General features: G+C 74.3%; 14 protein-coding genes and 1 tRNA gene. 3 read left to right on the top strand and 12 right to left on the bottom strand.

What is annotated here, in order from left to right:
* Positions 1-5: 5 nt before the first annotated feature.
* The 7 genes from pknB to O2W53_RS16160 form a co-directional block, all read right to left on the bottom strand.
* Positions 6-1,793 (bottom strand): Stk1 family PASTA domain-containing Ser/Thr kinase, encoded by a 1,788-nt coding sequence (gene pknB / locus O2W53_RS16190; protein ID WP_269164087.1) that lies wholly within the window; start codon positions 1,791-1,793, stop codon positions 6-8.
* A 136-nt stretch (positions 1,794-1,929) separates the two neighbouring features.
* On the bottom strand, positions 1,930-3,645 hold the full coding sequence (locus O2W53_RS16185) for a serine/threonine-protein kinase (RefSeq protein ID WP_269164086.1): 1,716 nt from the start codon (positions 3,643-3,645) through the stop codon (positions 1,930-1,932).
* A complete protein-coding gene (locus O2W53_RS16180) occupies positions 3,645-5,084 on the bottom strand; it encodes a peptidoglycan D,D-transpeptidase FtsI family protein (RefSeq protein ID WP_269164085.1) in 1,440 nt (479 codons plus the stop codon). Before O2W53_RS16180 ends, O2W53_RS16185 begins: the two co-directional genes overlap by 1 nt.
* On the bottom strand, positions 5,081-6,508 hold the full coding sequence (locus O2W53_RS16175; protein WP_269164084.1) for an FtsW/RodA/SpoVE family cell cycle protein: 1,428 nt from the start codon (positions 6,506-6,508) through the stop codon (positions 5,081-5,083). The genes O2W53_RS16180 and O2W53_RS16175 overlap by 4 nt, the downstream gene beginning before the upstream one ends.
* Positions 6,508-7,929 (bottom strand): PP2C family protein-serine/threonine phosphatase, encoded by a 1,422-nt coding sequence (locus O2W53_RS16170; RefSeq protein ID WP_269164083.1) that lies wholly within the window; start codon positions 7,927-7,929, stop codon positions 6,508-6,510. The genes O2W53_RS16175 and O2W53_RS16170 overlap by 1 nt, the downstream gene beginning before the upstream one ends.
* On the bottom strand, positions 7,926-8,387 hold the full coding sequence (locus O2W53_RS16165; RefSeq protein WP_269164082.1) for an FHA domain-containing protein FhaB/FipA: 462 nt from the start codon (positions 8,385-8,387) through the stop codon (positions 7,926-7,928). The genes O2W53_RS16170 and O2W53_RS16165 overlap by 4 nt, the downstream gene beginning before the upstream one ends.
* Before the next feature lie 21 nt (positions 8,388-8,408).
* Positions 8,409-9,206 (bottom strand): FhaA domain-containing protein, encoded by a 798-nt coding sequence (locus O2W53_RS16160; protein ID WP_269164081.1) that lies wholly within the window; start codon positions 9,204-9,206, stop codon positions 8,409-8,411.
* A gap of 223 nt (positions 9,207-9,429) precedes the next feature.
* Between O2W53_RS16160 and O2W53_RS16155 the strand changes: the two genes are divergently transcribed.
* Positions 9,430-9,512, top strand: a tRNA-Leu gene (locus O2W53_RS16155).
* A gap of 47 nt (positions 9,513-9,559) precedes the next feature.
* Here the strand turns inward: O2W53_RS16155 and O2W53_RS16150 are convergent.
* The 4 genes from O2W53_RS16150 to O2W53_RS16135 form a co-directional block, all read right to left on the bottom strand.
* Positions 9,560-10,588 (bottom strand): hypothetical protein, encoded by a 1,029-nt coding sequence (locus O2W53_RS16150; protein WP_269164080.1) that lies wholly within the window; start codon positions 10,586-10,588, stop codon positions 9,560-9,562.
* Positions 10,585-11,235 (bottom strand): RNA polymerase sigma factor, encoded by a 651-nt coding sequence (locus O2W53_RS16145; protein ID WP_269164079.1) that lies wholly within the window; start codon positions 11,233-11,235, stop codon positions 10,585-10,587. The genes O2W53_RS16150 and O2W53_RS16145 overlap by 4 nt, the downstream gene beginning before the upstream one ends.
* 145 nt (positions 11,236-11,380) lie before the next feature.
* Positions 11,381-11,758: a nuclear transport factor 2 family protein gene (locus tag O2W53_RS16140; RefSeq protein ID WP_269164210.1), complete on the bottom strand. Its 378-nt coding sequence runs from the start codon at positions 11,756-11,758 to the stop codon at positions 11,381-11,383.
* Between the two features lie 87 nt (positions 11,759-11,845).
* Complete coding sequence (locus tag O2W53_RS16135; protein WP_269164078.1) at positions 11,846-12,367, bottom strand: DUF1707 SHOCT-like domain-containing protein; 522 nt, start codon at positions 12,365-12,367, stop codon at positions 11,846-11,848.
* 172 nt (positions 12,368-12,539) lie between these two features.
* Here O2W53_RS16135 and O2W53_RS16130 point away from each other — a divergent pair, with 172 nt between their 5' ends.
* Together O2W53_RS16130 and O2W53_RS16125 are read left to right on the top strand one after the other, a co-directional pair.
* On the top strand, positions 12,540-13,475 hold the full coding sequence (locus tag O2W53_RS16130; RefSeq protein WP_269164077.1) for an aldose epimerase family protein: 936 nt from the start codon (positions 12,540-12,542) through the stop codon (positions 13,473-13,475).
* Positions 13,476-13,535: 60 nt separating this feature from the next.
* On the top strand, positions 13,536-13,751 hold the full coding sequence (locus O2W53_RS16125; RefSeq protein ID WP_269164076.1) for an RNA-binding S4 domain-containing protein: 216 nt from the start codon (positions 13,536-13,538) through the stop codon (positions 13,749-13,751).
* 172 nt (positions 13,752-13,923) lie between these two features.
* Here the strand turns inward: O2W53_RS16125 and O2W53_RS16120 are convergent, their stop codons facing one another.
* Positions 13,924-14,898, bottom strand: a complete 975-nt coding sequence (locus O2W53_RS16120; RefSeq protein WP_269164075.1) for an endonuclease/exonuclease/phosphatase family protein — start codon at positions 14,896-14,898, stop codon at positions 13,924-13,926.
* Positions 14,899-14,959 lie beyond the last annotated feature (61 nt).

Below are 14,959 nucleotides of genomic sequence, written 5' to 3'. Positions count from 1 at the left end.
CGTGCTCAGCCGTTGGGCTGCGCCGGTGGGGTGGGCTCCGTCGTCGGCGGAGCCGCCGGGGTGGTCGGGGTGGGCGTCGGCGTGGGGGTCGGGGTCGGGGTCGGCTCCGCAGGCGTCGGGACGGCGATCAGCAGCGTCACCGTCTCGCCGGCCGAGACGGAGGCCCGCGGCCCCGGGTCGGTGTCGACGACGGTGCCCGGCGTGGCGTCGTCCCGCTCGACGTTGTTCGGCACGATGACGCCGTTGTCGAGCCCCGCGTCCACGAGGGCCTCCCGGGCGGCGGGCTCGGTGAGCCCGCGCACGTCGGGCAGGGTGATCGAGCCGGTCGAGATGCTCAGCCGGAAGGACACGTCCGGGGCGGCCTGGCTGCCCGGCGCAGGGTCGAGGGCCACGACGGTGCCGGCGGGCTGCAGGCTGGGGACCTGGTCGGTGCTTTTGCTCCCGGTGAAGCCGGCGCCCTCCAGCCGGTCGATCGCCTCGTCCTGGTCGTCGCCCAGCACGTCGGGCACGGCGATGGTGTTGGGGCCGCCGCCGACGACCAGGTCCACCGGCTCCTCCGGGTCCAGCGGGGTGCCCGCGGCCGGGTTCGAGCTGAGCACGGTGTCCTCTTGGGCCTGGGTGCTGGGCTCGCGGCTGACCGTGCCGACCTGCAGGCCCGCGGCCAGGATCTCGGCCTCGGCGTCGGCCTGCGGGTCACCGACCAGGTCCGGCACGGCGACCTGCTCGACCACGGGGGCCTCGGGCTCGTCGGGATTCGAGGTCAGGGCCACCGCCAGGCCGATGCCGGCGGCGATCAGGACGAGGACGGCGACGACGATCGCGATGATCCGGTTGCGCCGGCGCTTGTCGTCGGTCTGCCCGTCGTCCCACTCGTCGTTGCCGTACCCGCCGGGGGTCACGCCGATGATCGTGGTCTTCTCGGCGTCGCTCATCACCGGCGTCGCCTCGACCCGTTGGCCGGCGACGGCGCGCAGCAGGTCCGCGCGCATGTCGGCGGCGGACTGGTAGCGGTTGGCCGGGTTCTTGCTCATCGCCTTGAGCAGGATGGCGTCGAGCTCCGGGGTGATCTCCGGGTTGATCGACGACGGCGTCCGGGGGTCTTCCCGCACGTGCTGGTAGGCGACGGCGACGGGGGAGTCGCCGGTGAAGGGCGGGGTTCCGGTGACCAGCTCGTAGAGCAGGCAGCCGGCGGAGTAGACGTCGGAGCGGGCGTCGACGCCCTCGCCGCGGGCCTGCTCGGGGGAGAGGTACTGGGCGGTGCCGATCACGGCGGCCGTCGACGTCATCGTCGCGGCGGAGTCGGAGACCGCCCGGGCGATGCCGAAGTCCATCACCTTCACGGTGCCCTGTGGCGTGATCATGACGTTGCCGGGCTTCACGTCCCGGTGCACGATGCCGTTCCGGTGGCTGAAGTCCAGCGCCGCGCAGATGTCGGCGGTGAGCGACATGGCCCGCTCGGGGGGGAGGCGCCGCTCGCGGCGCAGCACGTCGCGCAGGGTGTCGCCCTCGACGTACTCCATGACGATGTAGGGGGTCGCGCCGGTGGCGGTGCGGTCCTCCCCCGTGTCGTAGACCGCGACGATCGCCGGGTGGTTCAGCGACGCGCTGGCCTGAGCCTCGCGGCGGAACCGGACCTGCGACGACGGGTCGCGGGCGAGGTCCTGGCGCAGCACCTTGACCGCGACCTCCCGGCCCAGCCGGAGGTCGCGTCCCCGGTGCACCTCCGCCATGCCACCGCGGCCGAGCACCCCGCCGATCTCGTAGCGCTCGCCGAGCACCTGGGGGGTGGTCATCGGTGGTCCTCTCGGGTGGTGCGGTGCGGCGGTCGCGGCTCCGGGGTGGCTGGACCGGGGAGCGGTACGCCGTCGCGGAGCCTAATCGCTGGCGGGCTCGCGGCAGGCACGACGCGAGCGCCGGGGGACGCGTGTGTCACTGGTTGCCTACGGTGCTGGCCGACCCCAACGCGTCCTCCTGGACGGCCGTGGTGGTCGGGGCCTCCGCCGGCGGCGTTGTCGAGGTGGTGGGGGCTGCGGGGGGTGGGGCCGACGACGTGGGCGGGTTCGTGTTCGTCGGGCTGCTCCGCGTGACCGTCGCGGTCACCGTGGCGGTCGTCGGGGGGGTGGACCTGCCGCCGTCCTCGCCCTCGTCGTCCCCGTCGTCGGGGGCGGGGGCGGCCGGCGTCGGGGCACTGCTCTGCTCGACGTCCTCGTCGTCCTCGGGGGCGTAGGCCTGGGCGGCCACGGCCAGCGTGATCGTCGCCCCCTCCTCGAGGGGACCGCGCGCGGGGTCGGCGGTCACGACGGCGTTCTCGGCCAGCGCGATCTGGGCCTCCTCCAGCTCCTCCGCGGTGGCGTCCTCCTGCCGCACCGTGAAGCCCTGGCCCACGAGTTGGGCGCTGACGAGGTCGGCGTCGTCCCCGACGTAGTCGGCCACGTCGAACGCGATGGCGCCGGAGGCACTGGTGGATGCCGATGCGGATGCCGAGGGCGAGCTGGCGCCACCCGGCGCCGCGGAGCCGTCCTGCTCGCCGTTCCCGGACATGACGAGGAACACCCCGGCGGCGACCAGCCCGACGAGGGCCAGGGCCGCCGCGGCCCACAGCAGCCGGGTGCGCCGCTGGTCCTGCGGGTCGGCCTCGTCGCCGGTCCAGCTGCTCGCCCCGTCGCCGTCGACCGGGGGGCCGTGCAGCGGGGGCATGGTGCGGGGCGCGGTCGAGGGGTTCACGGTGGTGCCCGGGCCGGTCGCCGGCAACATCGTGGTCGCCGTGCCGTCGTCCCCGACCACCTGGGTCATGGCGGTGGCGGCCGGCACGGGGCCACCGGCCGCCACCTGCCGCACCGCGGCGGCGAAGGCCGCGCCGTCGGGGAAGCGGGCCGCGGGGTCCTTGGCCAGGGCGCGCTCGATCAGCGCCCGCACCTGCCACGGCACGTCCGCGGGCATCGGGGGTGGGGGCCGGTTGATCTGCGCCAGCGCGATCGCCACCTGCGACTCGCCGTCGAAGGGACGCACCCCCGCGATGCACTCGTACCCGAGCACGCCGAGCGAGTAGACGTCGGAGGCGGCGGTCACCACGTGCCCCTGGGCCTGCTCGGGGGAGAGGTACTGCGCGGTGCCGACCACCATCCCGGTGCGGGTGAGCGGGGCGGCGTCGCGGGCGTAGGCGATGCCGAAGTCGGTCAGCTTGACCACGCCGTCCGGCCGCACGAGCAGGTTCCCGGGCTTGATGTCCCGGTGGACCATGCCGGCGTCGTGCGCGGCGGAGAGGCCGTCACCGGCCTGCCCGAGGACGTCGAGGGTCTGCTCGGCGGTGAGCCGCCCGCGCTCGGCCAGGATGGTGACCAGCGGCTTGCCCTCGACGAACTCCATGATCAGGTAGGCCAGGCGCTGGCCGTCCTGGGTGGTCTCGCCGTAGTCGTAGACCGAGGCGATGTTCGGGTGCGACAGGGCGGCGGTGTGCCGGGCCTCGTTCCGGAACCGGATGAGGAAGCTCGAGTCGCCGGTGTACTCGCTGCGCAGCACCTTGACCGCGATGATCCGGCCGAGGGTGCGGTCGCGGGCCTGCCAGACCTCCCCCATCCCGCCGGTGGCGATGGGGGCGGTGATCTCGTAGCGGCCGGCCAGCTGGCTGCCCACGTGGACGGCCATCAGCCGCCGCCCTGCAGGTGGGCCTCGATGACCGCGCGCGCGATCGGGGCGGAGACGTCCCCGCCGGTGCCGCCGCCGTTGCGGATGAAGACCGCCACGGCGATGCTCGGGTCGTCCGCAGGCGCGAAGCCGATGAACCAGTTGTGGTCGGGGCCGGCGTTCTCCGCGGTGCCGGTCTTGCCGGCCACCTCGATGCCGCTGATCTGGGCGCGGCGGCCGGTGCCCTCGTCGACGACGTTGGTCATCATCGCGGTGAGCTGGTCGGCGACCTCCTCCGAGAAGGGCTCCGACAGCTGCTCGGGCTCGGTCTGGTCGAGCACCGAGAGGTCCGGGGCCTGGATCGACTCGACCAGGTACGGCTTCATCAGGTCGCCGTCGTTGGCGACCGCGGCGGCGATCATCGCGGCCTGCATGGGGGTCAGGGCGACGTCCCGCTGTCCGATCGAGGTCTGCCCCAGGGCGGCGTCGCTCTCGATGTCGCCGATCGTGCTGCCCTGCACGGTCAGCGGGATCTCGATGCGCTCCCCGTCGATGCCGAACGCCTCGGCCATCTCCCGGAGCGCGTCCTCGCCCAGCTCGATGCCGAGTTGGGCGAAGGCGGTGTTGCAGGAGATGGTGAGCGCGTCGATCAGCGGCTGCTCGCCGGTCGGGCTGCAGGGCTCGTTGCCGAAGTTCTGCAGGTCGGTGGAGGTGCCCGGCAGGATGTAGTCCTGCGGGGCCGGGATGACCGTCTCCGGCGTGTAGTCGCCGCTGGCCAGCGCTGCGGCGGCGACGACGACCTTGAAGATCGACCCTGCCGGGTAGCGCTCGGAGATGGCCTGGTTGGTCCGCGGGTCGGTCTCCATCGCGTCCAGCTGCTCGGCGTAGGCGCGGACCGCGGCGGTGTCGCTGCCGGCCAGCTGGCCCGGGTCGTACGTGGGCGTGCTGGCCAGCCCGAGGACCGCCCCGGTGGACGGGTCGAGGGCGACGACGGCGCCGACGTGACCGGCCAGGCCGGCCATCGCCGCCTCCTGCACGGCCGGGTCCAGGGTGAGCTCGACGTTGCCGCCGGAGGGGTCCCGGCCGGTGAACAGGTCGGCCAGCCGCCGGCCGAAGAGCCGGTCGTCGGTGCCGCGCAGAACCTCATTCTCGACCCGCTCGATCCCGCGGTTGCCGAACAGCACCGAGTAGTACCCGGTGGCCGCTGCGTACAGCGGTCCGTTGGCGTAGGTGCGCTGGTACCGCAGGGTGCTGTCGGTCTCGACGGAGGAGGCGATCTCGTTGCCGCCGACGACGATCGCCCCGCGCTCCCGGCCGTACTCCTCGGTGAGCACGCGGGTGTTGCGGGCGTCCGCGCGCAGGTCGTCGGCGCGGAGCACCTGGATCACGTTGACGTTGACGATCAGCAGGGTGAACAGCACCAGCACGCTGATCGCCACCTTGCGCAGCGGGGCGTTCACGGCTGGACCACCTCGGTCGGGGCATCGGTGAGCCGCGGCGGTGTGGTCGCGGCCGTGGCGGCCGGCCGGCGGGCGGCGTCGCTGATCCGCACCAGCAGCGCCACCAGTCCGAAGTTCGCGACCAGGGACGATCCGCCGTAGGCGAGGAAGGGCGTGGTCAGTCCGGTGAGCGGGAGCAGGCCGGTGACCCCGCCCAGGACGACGAAGACCTGCCAGGCGAGGGAGAAGGCCAGCCCGGCGGCCAGCAGCTTGCCGAAGCCGTCGCGGACCACCAGGGAGGTGCGCAGCCCCCGCTCGACCAGCACCAGGTAGATCACGATCATGGCGACCAGGCCGAAGAGGCCCAGCTCCTCACCGATCGCGGCGGCGATGAAGTCGCTCTTGGCGACCGGCACCTGGTCCGGCCGCCCGCCGCCGAGGCCGGCACCGAACAGACCGCCGGTGCCGAGGCTGAACAGCGACTGGACCACCTGGTAGCCGCCGGTGTCGGCGTAGGCGAAGGGGTCCAGCCAGGTGTCCACCCGCACCCGGACGTGACTGAAGAGCTGGTAGGCGACGAACGCACCACCGGCGAACAGCAGCAGGCCGATGACCAGCCAGCTCGCGCGCTCGGTGGCCACGTAGAGCATCACCACGAAGATGCCGAACAGCAGCAGCGAGCTGCCCAGGTCGCGCTCGAAGACCAGCACCAGGATCGAGGCGACCCAGGCCAGCAGCACCGGGCCGAGGTCGCGGCCACGCGGCAGCTCCAGGCGGAGCACCCGGCGGCTGGCCAGCGCCAGCACGTCGCGCTTGTCGACCAGGTAGGCGGCGAAGAAGACGATCAGGCAGATCTTGGCGAACTCACCGGGCTGGATGGAGAAGCCACCGAACCGGATCCACAGCTTGGCGCCGTTGATCTCCGAGTTCGGCAGCACCGCGGGGAGCGCCAGCAGCACCAGCCCGATGAGGGCGAGGGTGTAGGCGAAGCGGGCGAGCGCCCGGTGGTCGCGCACGATCACCAGGACGGCGACGAACAGCACCAGCCCGACCGTGGCCCACACCAACTGGACCGGGGCGTCCACGCTCGCGGAGCTGCTGCCGCCGAGCTGGGTACCGGCGATGTCCAGCCGGTGGATCATCGACAGGCCCAGCCCGGACAGCACCGCGACGCACGGCAGCAGCAGGGGGTCGGCGTAGGGCGCGAACCGCCGGACGACGACGTGCGCGACGACCCACAGCGCGGAGAACCAGAGGCCGAAGGTGGCCAGCTCCGTGCCCGGGGAACCGGTGACGGTGATGTCGATGATCAGGTGCGCGGCCATCGTGATGAGCACCGCGAAGCCGAGCAGGAGCAGTTCGGTGCCCCGTCGGGTCGGGATGGCCGTACCGGGGGCGATGGCAGCGCGCGGGTCGGTGCCGGGGCCGTTGACCGGCGCAGCCACTAGTCGGCCTCCCGGCAGTCCACTCCCGGCTCACCGGAACGGGACAGCGCTGAGGTCGTCGGCTCGGTGGCGTCCGTGCCGGGCACGGTCGTGGTGACGGTCGTCGTGGCCGCGGCGGCGTCCGGTTGCCCCGGGACGGGGGCGGGGGCGGGCTCCGCCGGCGGGGCCGGGGTGGGGGACGGGGTGGCGGTGGCCAGCGCGGACGTCGTCCGGCACAGCGGCAGCTGCTGGCCGCGGAGGTTGGACAGTATCCGTGCGGCGTCGTCCGGGTCGTCGGCCGGGATCCCGTCGCTGACCCGGTTGCGGGCGGCCTGGGTGAGGTCGGTGGTGGCCAGCGCCGTCGCCTCGTCCAGGCGGTAGAGGTCCAGCCCGACGACGGAGGCGTTGAGCCCGCGGAAGACCCCGACCCGGTCGCCGTCGGCGGTCTCGGCGACCCCGACGAACCAGTGGCCCATCACGAACAGGTAGGCGCCGATCGTCGCGGCGCCCAGGACCACGACGGCGGCCAGCGCGAACAGCGCGGTGCGCAGCGGCCGGCGACGGCGCGGCGGTGGGGAGCTGGTGGTCAGCGCGGTGGACGGCCCGGTGGCCTGCGGGTCGGCGAGCGCCGCGCGACCGGCGGCCGACCGGGGGTCGACCTCACGCTGGCCGATGTGGTCGCCGGCGGCGCCGTCGACGACCGGCTCGACGAGCACGCCACGGCCGTCGTCCTCGACGACGTCGGCCACGATGCAGGTGATGTTGTCCGGGCCGCCGCTGCGCAACGCGAGCTCGATCAGCCGGTCGGCGGTCGCCTGGGCGTCCGGCTCGCGCAGCGCGCCGGCGAGCGTCTCGTGGCTGACCACGCCGGAGAGGCCGTCGGAGCACAGCATGTAGCGGTCGCCGGCGCGGGCGTCGCGCATCGACAGGTCCGGCTCGACGTCCTGGCCGTTGAGGGCGCGCAGCAGCAGCGAGCGCTGCGGGTGGCTGTTGGCCTCCTCCTCGGTGATCCGGCCGTCGTCGATCAGCGTCTGGACGAAGGTGTCGTCGTGGGTGATCTGGTGCAGCTCGCCGTCGCGCATCAGGTAGGCGCGGGAGTCACCGACGTGGCACAGCCCCAGCCGGCCACCGGCGAAGAGGACGGCGGTCAGCGTCGTCCCCATGCCCTCCAGCTGCGGGGACTCCCGGATCACCTCGCGCAGGTGCTCGCTGCCCTCGAAGACCGCGTGCCGCAGCGCCTGGAGGAGGTCACCGGAGGGGGCGTCCTCGTCGAGGTGCTCCAGCGCCGCGATGACGACCTTGCTGGCGACGTCGCCCGCCGCGTGCCCGCCCATGCCGTCCGCGACGGCCAGCAACCGGGGCCCGGCGTACACCGAGTCCTGGTTGGTGCCGCGGATCAGACCGCGGTCGGAACGCGCCGCATAGCGGAGGACCAAGCTCATGAACGCAGCTCCAGGACGGTCTGCCCGATCCGGATCGGCTGACTGGGGGCCACCAGCAGCGGGCCCTGTACCCGCTGCTGGTCGAGGTAGGTGCCGTTGGTGGACCCGAGGTCCTCCACGTACCACTGGCCGCCGCGGTTGGTCAGCCGCGCGTGCCGGGAGGAGGCGAAGTCGTCGGTGAGCACCAGGGTCGAGTCGTCGGCGCGGCCGATCAGGATGGCCTGTTCCCCCAAGGTGATGCGGGTGCCCGACAGCGGGCCGGCGGTGACGACGAGGTGGCGGGGCCCGCGGCCACCGCGCTTGCGGGCGGCGGCGGCGCGGGGCGGCACCGAGGCCACCCGGCCGGCCCGGCCGCCGAACAGGTCGGCGCGGACCACCCGGAAGGCGGCGAAGACGAACAGCCAGAGCAGGATCAGGAACCCGAAGCGGAAGGCCTGCAGCACGATCTCAGCCGGCACAGCGACCCCCGGGGACCGCGCTCACGCGCCGTCCTGTCGGTACACCAGCACCGAGTGACCGATGCGGAGGACGTCGCCGTCGGCCAGCTCCTGCCGCCCCACCCGGCGACCGTTCACCAGTGTGCCGTTGGTCGAGCCGAGGTCCTCGACGACGACCGCGCTGCCGACGAGCTGGACGTCGGCGTGCTTGCGGCTCACCCCGGTGTCGGGCAGCCGGACGTCGGCCTCGGTGCCGCGGCCCAGCACGTTGCTGCCCTGCTCGAGCACGTGCTTGGTGCCCGGGCCGTCGACGACCAGGACGTGGCTGACCCGCTGGCCGGGGCGGCCCACGATCGAGGGGTCCTGGGCGCCGGTGTCGGTGGCCCCCATGGAGGCGCCGGGCAGCCGCGGCAGCGGCGGCAGGCCGGGCGGCGGGGGCGGTGGCGCGGCCGGCGATCGCTGCGAGGCCCCGCCGGTGACGTGCGAGCCGACCTCGAAGACCCCGGTGCGCAGCTCCTCGTCGAGCTCCAGCCTGACCTCGATGTCGCCGAAGGTCTGGTAGCCCTCGCGCTCGATGTGCTCGGCGACCATGTCGGCGAGCTCAGCGGCCAGCTGCTCGGACCACTCGACCAGGTTCTCGTGGTCGGTGGGGCCGAGGGTCACGACGAAGACGTTCGGGGCGAGCACCCGGTCACCACTGAGCACCGAGCGCTGCTCATCGGCCTCGCGCTGGAGGGCATGGGCGATCTCGGCGGGGTGCACCTTCCCCTTGAACACCCGGGCGAAGGCCAGCCCGACCATGCCCTCGAGGCGTCGTTCGAAGCGCTGCAGCGCACCCACAGTCGCTCCCTTGCGCTCGGTCGACCTCCCACTGCCCTGAGCGCCGATCGTAACCGGGGGAGAGTCGCCGGAACGGTCGGGAAGCACAGGACGCCCCGGACGATCTCGTCCGTGCCGTGTCGACACACCGTTCTACCAGCGCGCCGCCGGCGATGGTCGGTGCCGTGCCGAGCGGGGGGCTGCGAGGGGCCGCGCCGGGGGCTGCTACTGTCCTTCCTCGCCAGGGCAAGTGGCGGAATGGCAGACGCGCACGGTTCAGGTCCGTGTGTCCGAGAGGACGTGGGGGTTCAACTCCCCCCTTGCCCACACCCACGTTGGCCCCCTCCCGATCCGGGAGGGGGCCTTCGTCGTGCTCAGGGGCGGTGGGTCACCTGCTCGGCGAACTCGAGCACCTGCTCCTGGGTGAACGCGTCGGGCGCCTGCAGGGTGAACGTCGTCCCGTCGGCGAACTGCGCCTGAAGGAACCAGCCGCGCTGGTCCAGGTACCCGGTGTCGACCAGCACCAGCTGGGCCGGCCGGTCGTGCACGACCACGTCCAGCTGCGGGCCGATCGGGCCCATGATGCTGTCGCGCACCTGGTCGGCCGGGGCCACGTCCTCCGGCAGCGGGACGTGGACGGTGATCTCCTGCTGCTCGTACGCGTCGTTGACCAGCGTCAGCACGCGGCCCATCTTGAAGAACTGCACCGACCAGCCGGCCGGTGCCAGCCCGATGTCCAGGGTCGCGGGCTGCGGTCGGTCGACCAGGGAACCGGCGATCTGCAGCATCCGGGTGCTGGTGCCATAGCGCCCGTACGCGTCGAGCGTCACCCACTGGTCGTCGGACCGTTCCCAAGTCAGCCAGGTGGACGAGCGACGGGGGCAGTCCTCGACGGGGTCGTCGCCGGTGCACCAGGTGGAGGAGTAGCGGACCAGCTCGGCGTCCTCGCCGTCGACGGTGACCTCCTCGGTGGCGGTGACGTCCCGGTCTCCCAGCTCCGGTTCGTCGTCGCCCACGTACAGGGTGAAGCCGTGCTCACCGGTGGGGTCGTCGTAGGCGGCGATCGAGGCGCCGTCGCCGTCCCCGTCGAAGGCCGGGCGGAGCCCGTCGGGGACCGGATCGAGCGAGAGCGGGAACGTGGGCATCTGGAAGTCGACGAGCCTGACGCTGTCGGCCGGCGTCCCCGGACCGTCCGGCGCGGCGATGACGACGGCCGCCGTCCAGGCCGCGCCGACGGCGACCCCCGCGGCACCCAGCCGCCACGCCGTCCGCCGGCTGGGCCGCCGGCGGCGGACGGGACCGTCGATCTCCGCCAGCAGGGCGGCCCGGGCGGCGGAGCGTGCGGCGGGGGAGAGGGCCGGCGCCTCGGGGCCGGCCTCGCGGAGTGCGGTGAGCTCGTTCATCGGGTCTCCTCCGGGGTGTCGGCGAACGGGGAGACGTCCCCGAGCGCGGTGCGGGTCTGCCGGCGGGCACGGTGCAGCCGGGAGCGGACCGTCCCGACCGGGACGTCGAGGACGGCGGCGATCTCCTCGTAGGTCAGGTCGCCCCAGGCGAGCAGGAGCAGCGCGTCCCGGTCCCGGGGCGCCAGCACCGCCAGCGCGCCGGCCAGCGGGCCGCGCAGCGCCTGGGCGTCCAGCCGGTCGACGGTGTCCGCAGGGTCGGCGGCGTGCTCCTCCGGCTGCCCGGCGGCCTTGGCCAGCGTCCGGTAGCGGCGTCGCTCGGTGCGCTGGTGCCCGTGCACGACGTGGGTGGCGATGCCCAGCAGCCAGGGGCGGACCTCCACGTGCTGCGGGCGGTAGGCCGCGCGCCGGCGGAACGCGATGAGGAACGTCTCGCTGAGCAGGTCGTCGGCGAGGTCGCCCACCCGTCGGCCGAGGTAGCGGTGCACGGCGGCGGCGTGCCGGTCGAACAGTGCGGTGAACTGCTCCGGCTCGGCGGTCGAGCGGGCGATCAGCTCGGCGTCGGTGGGCAGGGCCGAGGGCAGGGCCCGCAGCGGCACCGGACCCGGCGGAGGGTCGATCGACCGGCGCACGGAGCGGAGTCCGACCACGGTTGGTGATTCTCCGGCAGCGGAGGGTGGGCTCGTCACACCCCTTCATGGCCGGACCCGGCGATCCGGTTCACGGCCGACCGACGTCGGTACAGCAGCGCCCCGGTGGCCAGGTGGTCACCGGGGCGCTGCTGTGGTGCTGAGGTCAGGCGGTGCCGCTGCGGCCCTGGATGAAGGCGGCCGAGTCGTAGTACGTGCGGACGCCGGACAGCTCGTCCTCGTCGCCCTCGATCAGGGTGACCCCGCGGTAGGTGAACGGCTTCCCGTCGCGCAGGGTGCCGGTGGAGGTCCACTCCAGCGCCGCACTCGACTCACCGACCACGGTGTGCGTGAACGTCGTCTCGATCTCGTCGAAGACGTCGCGGTAGTCGGTCCAGAACGTCTGCGCGCCCTCCCGGCCCCGGGTCTCGTGGTGCTCGTCGAGCTTGACCAGCTGGGTGTCCTCCCCCGCGAGCTCGACGAGGGGGCCGGGGTCGCGGTCGGCGTCCAGCCGGTGCAGGGCGTCGGCGAAGCGGTCGGTCATGGTGTGCACGGGGGTCCTCCGGAGGTCCTGGGCTCGGACCCGTCCGCTACCCCCACCGTCGCCGGCTGACCCGGGACACGCCCGGGTTCAGCGCCGGTCGCCGTGTGGCAGCCGGCCCCGGTCGTCGGAGCTGGTCCCGCGCTGCCCGCCGACGGTCTGGGCGAGCAGGACCAGCCCCCACGGCCCGATCACCCAGATCGGCCACGGGTAGAGCCACCCGTCGGTGGCCAGCGAGGTGATCAGCCAGATGCCCACCACGATCACCGCGGTGCTCAGCCAGCTCGCCCAGGCCGCGCGCATGCTCGCGCCGCCGGCCCAGGGGACGGAGCTGCCGTGCCAGCCGTGGGCTGCCCAGGGGCCACCCCCGGCCGGGCCGGCCGGCGGGCCGGCGACGGCGGGGGCCTCGGGGGTGTGGCTCCCGGCCGGCTCGGTGGCGGGGAGGTCGGTGGTCAGCTCGGCGAGCTCGCCGTAGGTGCGCGCCGCGTAGGCCCGGGCCAGCCGGTCGTCGTACTCGGCGACGGTGAGCCGGCCGGCGGACATGTGCCGGCCGAGGACGTCGGCGACCGCCGCCCGGTCGGCATCGGCGGCGCGCAGGTGGGGCTCGGGCATCGGTTGCTCCTCGTCGTCGGTGCCCGTCCAGTCTGTCGCTGCACGGCCCGCCGAGGCCACTGACGTCTGTCACGACCCGTCGGTGACCTGGGTCAGGCGGCAGGTTCCACGTGGAACGGCGGCGGCTGCGCTGTGGTGAGCTGTCCGCGAACCGTCTCCCCGGGAGGACCGCATGCCGCTCGAGCCCTCGTCCACCGACCTCCGCTGGCCGGCCACCGAACCGCGCGACGTCGAGGTGACCGCCGGCCCCGCCCGGCTGGCCGTGGACCTGCGCGGCGGAGCCCTGCGCGAGCTCGTCGTCGGCGACTGGCACGTGCTGGACGGGTACGCGTCGGGCACCGTCCCGGCCGGGCGGCGCGGCGGCGTCCTGCTGCCCTGGCCCAACCGGCTCCGCGGCGGACGCTGGTCCTGGCGTGGCCGGGAGCTCCAGCTGGACGTGGTCAGCGAGTCCTCCCCGAACGCGGTGCACGGGCTGGTCACCGCTCAGCCCTGGCAGGTGCTGGCCCAGCGCGCCGACGCCGTCACGGTCGGGACGACGATCGAGCCGCGCACCGGCTGGCCGTTCCGGCTGGCCGCCGCCGTCGACCACACGCTGACGGCCGACCAGCTCACCGTGACCGTGCGGGTGCGCAACGCCGGGGACCAGGACGCGCCGTTCGGGGCGGGCATGCACCCCTACTTCTCGGTCGGCGCGCCGGCCCCGGGCGACGTGGCCGCGGCCGAGCTGACCGTGCCTGCCCGCACCGCCCTCCTGCTCGACGGCGGCCTGCCCACCGGTGAGCGACGCCCGTACGACGGCGCGGTCGGCCGGATCGGGGACCGGTCGATCGACACCGCCGTGACCGACCTGGTCCGGGACGACGACGGCTGGGCGCGCACCCGGCTCAGCGGGCCGGCCGGTGCACTCGAGGTGGCCGTGGACCCGACCTGGCCCTGGCTCCAGGTCTACACCGGCGACACCCTGCCGGCGGACCAGCGGCGGCGCAGCGTGGCCGTGGAGCCGATGACCTGCCCGCCGAACGCGCTGGCCGACGACGTGGACGTGCTGGTGCTCGCGCCGGGGGAGACCTGGTCGGGGACCTGGACCGTGGGGTGGACCCCGGCCTGAGCAGCGACCTCACGGTGGGCGATGTGCTGACCCCGGTGTGTGGCGGGGAGGATCAGTGCCGTGCGCACCATCGAACTCCGCTCCGGCGAGGACACCATCCGGCTGGGTCAGCTGCTCAAGCTGGTCGACGCCGTCCCCACCGGGGCCCAGGTCAAGGACGTGCTGGTCGCCGGGGACGTCCAGGTGAACGGTGAGCCGGAGGAGCGTCGCGGCCGCCAGTTGCACCGCGGCGACGTCGTCTCGGTGGCCGGGCAGGACGACATCCGCATCGCTTGACCTGCCGATCGGGTGTGCGCCCGTGCGCATGCGGTCACCCCGCGCGGGCGATCGGGTGAGTTAACGCAGATGTCACACAACTCGCGTGCACCCGGTCGGGATGCGGGCATGAGATGCAGTGCCCGGGCGGCGGTGCCGCGAACCCGCCGCCCGGGACACTCCCTCCCGATGATCAGCTGACCGCCGGCAACCGCAGGTCGGCGACGAGGGCCCGGTGGTCGGTGCCGGGCACGTGCACCACCTGCAGGCCGTCCACCGCGATCCGTGGGTCGACCAGGACGTGGTCCAGCGTGAGCCGCGGGTGCGACACCCGCATCGGCCACCAGGTGGCCCGCCGGGCCGCGCCGACCGCCGCCGCGGCGTCCACCCAGCCCCGGCGCAGCAGCTGTCGGAAGGCGGCGTGGTCGGGGGTGGCGTTGAAGTCGCCGGCCAGCACGCGCAGCACCCCCGGCCCCGGGTCGGGCAGCAGCCGCAGGTCCGCGGCCCAGCTGGCGACCTGGGCGGGGGAGCTGGTCGGCGGGTGCGTGTGCACGGCGGTCAGCTCGACGTCGGGTGCACCGGGCACGACCAGCCGGGCCGCAGGCTGCCCGAAGCGCCCCGGCGCCACCGTGCGCGCCCGGATCTCCAGCCGGGTCCAGAGCGCCCCGCCGGCGCCGGCGGGCTGACCCTCCCCGGCGGGCACCACGTGACCGGCGGGCAGCAGGTCGGCCACCCCGGCGCCGAGCAGGCCGGACACCGCCTCGGGGGTGACCTCCATCAGGGCCAGCACGTCGGCGTCCTGGTCGGCCACGAGGGCCAGCAGCGCTGCCGGGTCGGCCCGGCCGTGCAGCATGTTGGCCGAGACGACCCGCAGCCGTGGCCCCTGTGGTCGCCGCGCCGGCGCGGCGTGGGCCGTGGGCCGGAGCACCGCGGCCGCCAGCCCCGCGGCTGCGGCGGCCGACAAGGCAGTGGCACCGCGCGAACGGGACACCAGCGCGGCGGTCAGCGGCAGCACGCTGGTGGCCGCCACGTACGGCGTGAAGGCCAGTGCGGGCACGAGGGGAAAGCCGCGTTCGGTGCCGGTCAGCCGGAGCGCCGCCGCCACGGCCCACGGGACCGCGAAGACGGTGGGGGTCCAGCGGCGGCGCGCGGCAGGTCGGCGGGGCACGCGTCCATGGTGCCCAGCGCAAGACGGTGATCACCGCCGGGTGCGCCGTTCACCCGCGTGC

The organism is Modestobacter sp. VKM Ac-2978 (genome assembly GCF_026968025.1).
Taxonomy (GTDB): domain Bacteria; phylum Actinomycetota; class Actinomycetes; order Mycobacteriales; family Geodermatophilaceae; genus Modestobacter.
Note: the sequence above shows the minus strand (reverse complement) of the source record. Positions and strands in the feature narration are given on the sequence as shown.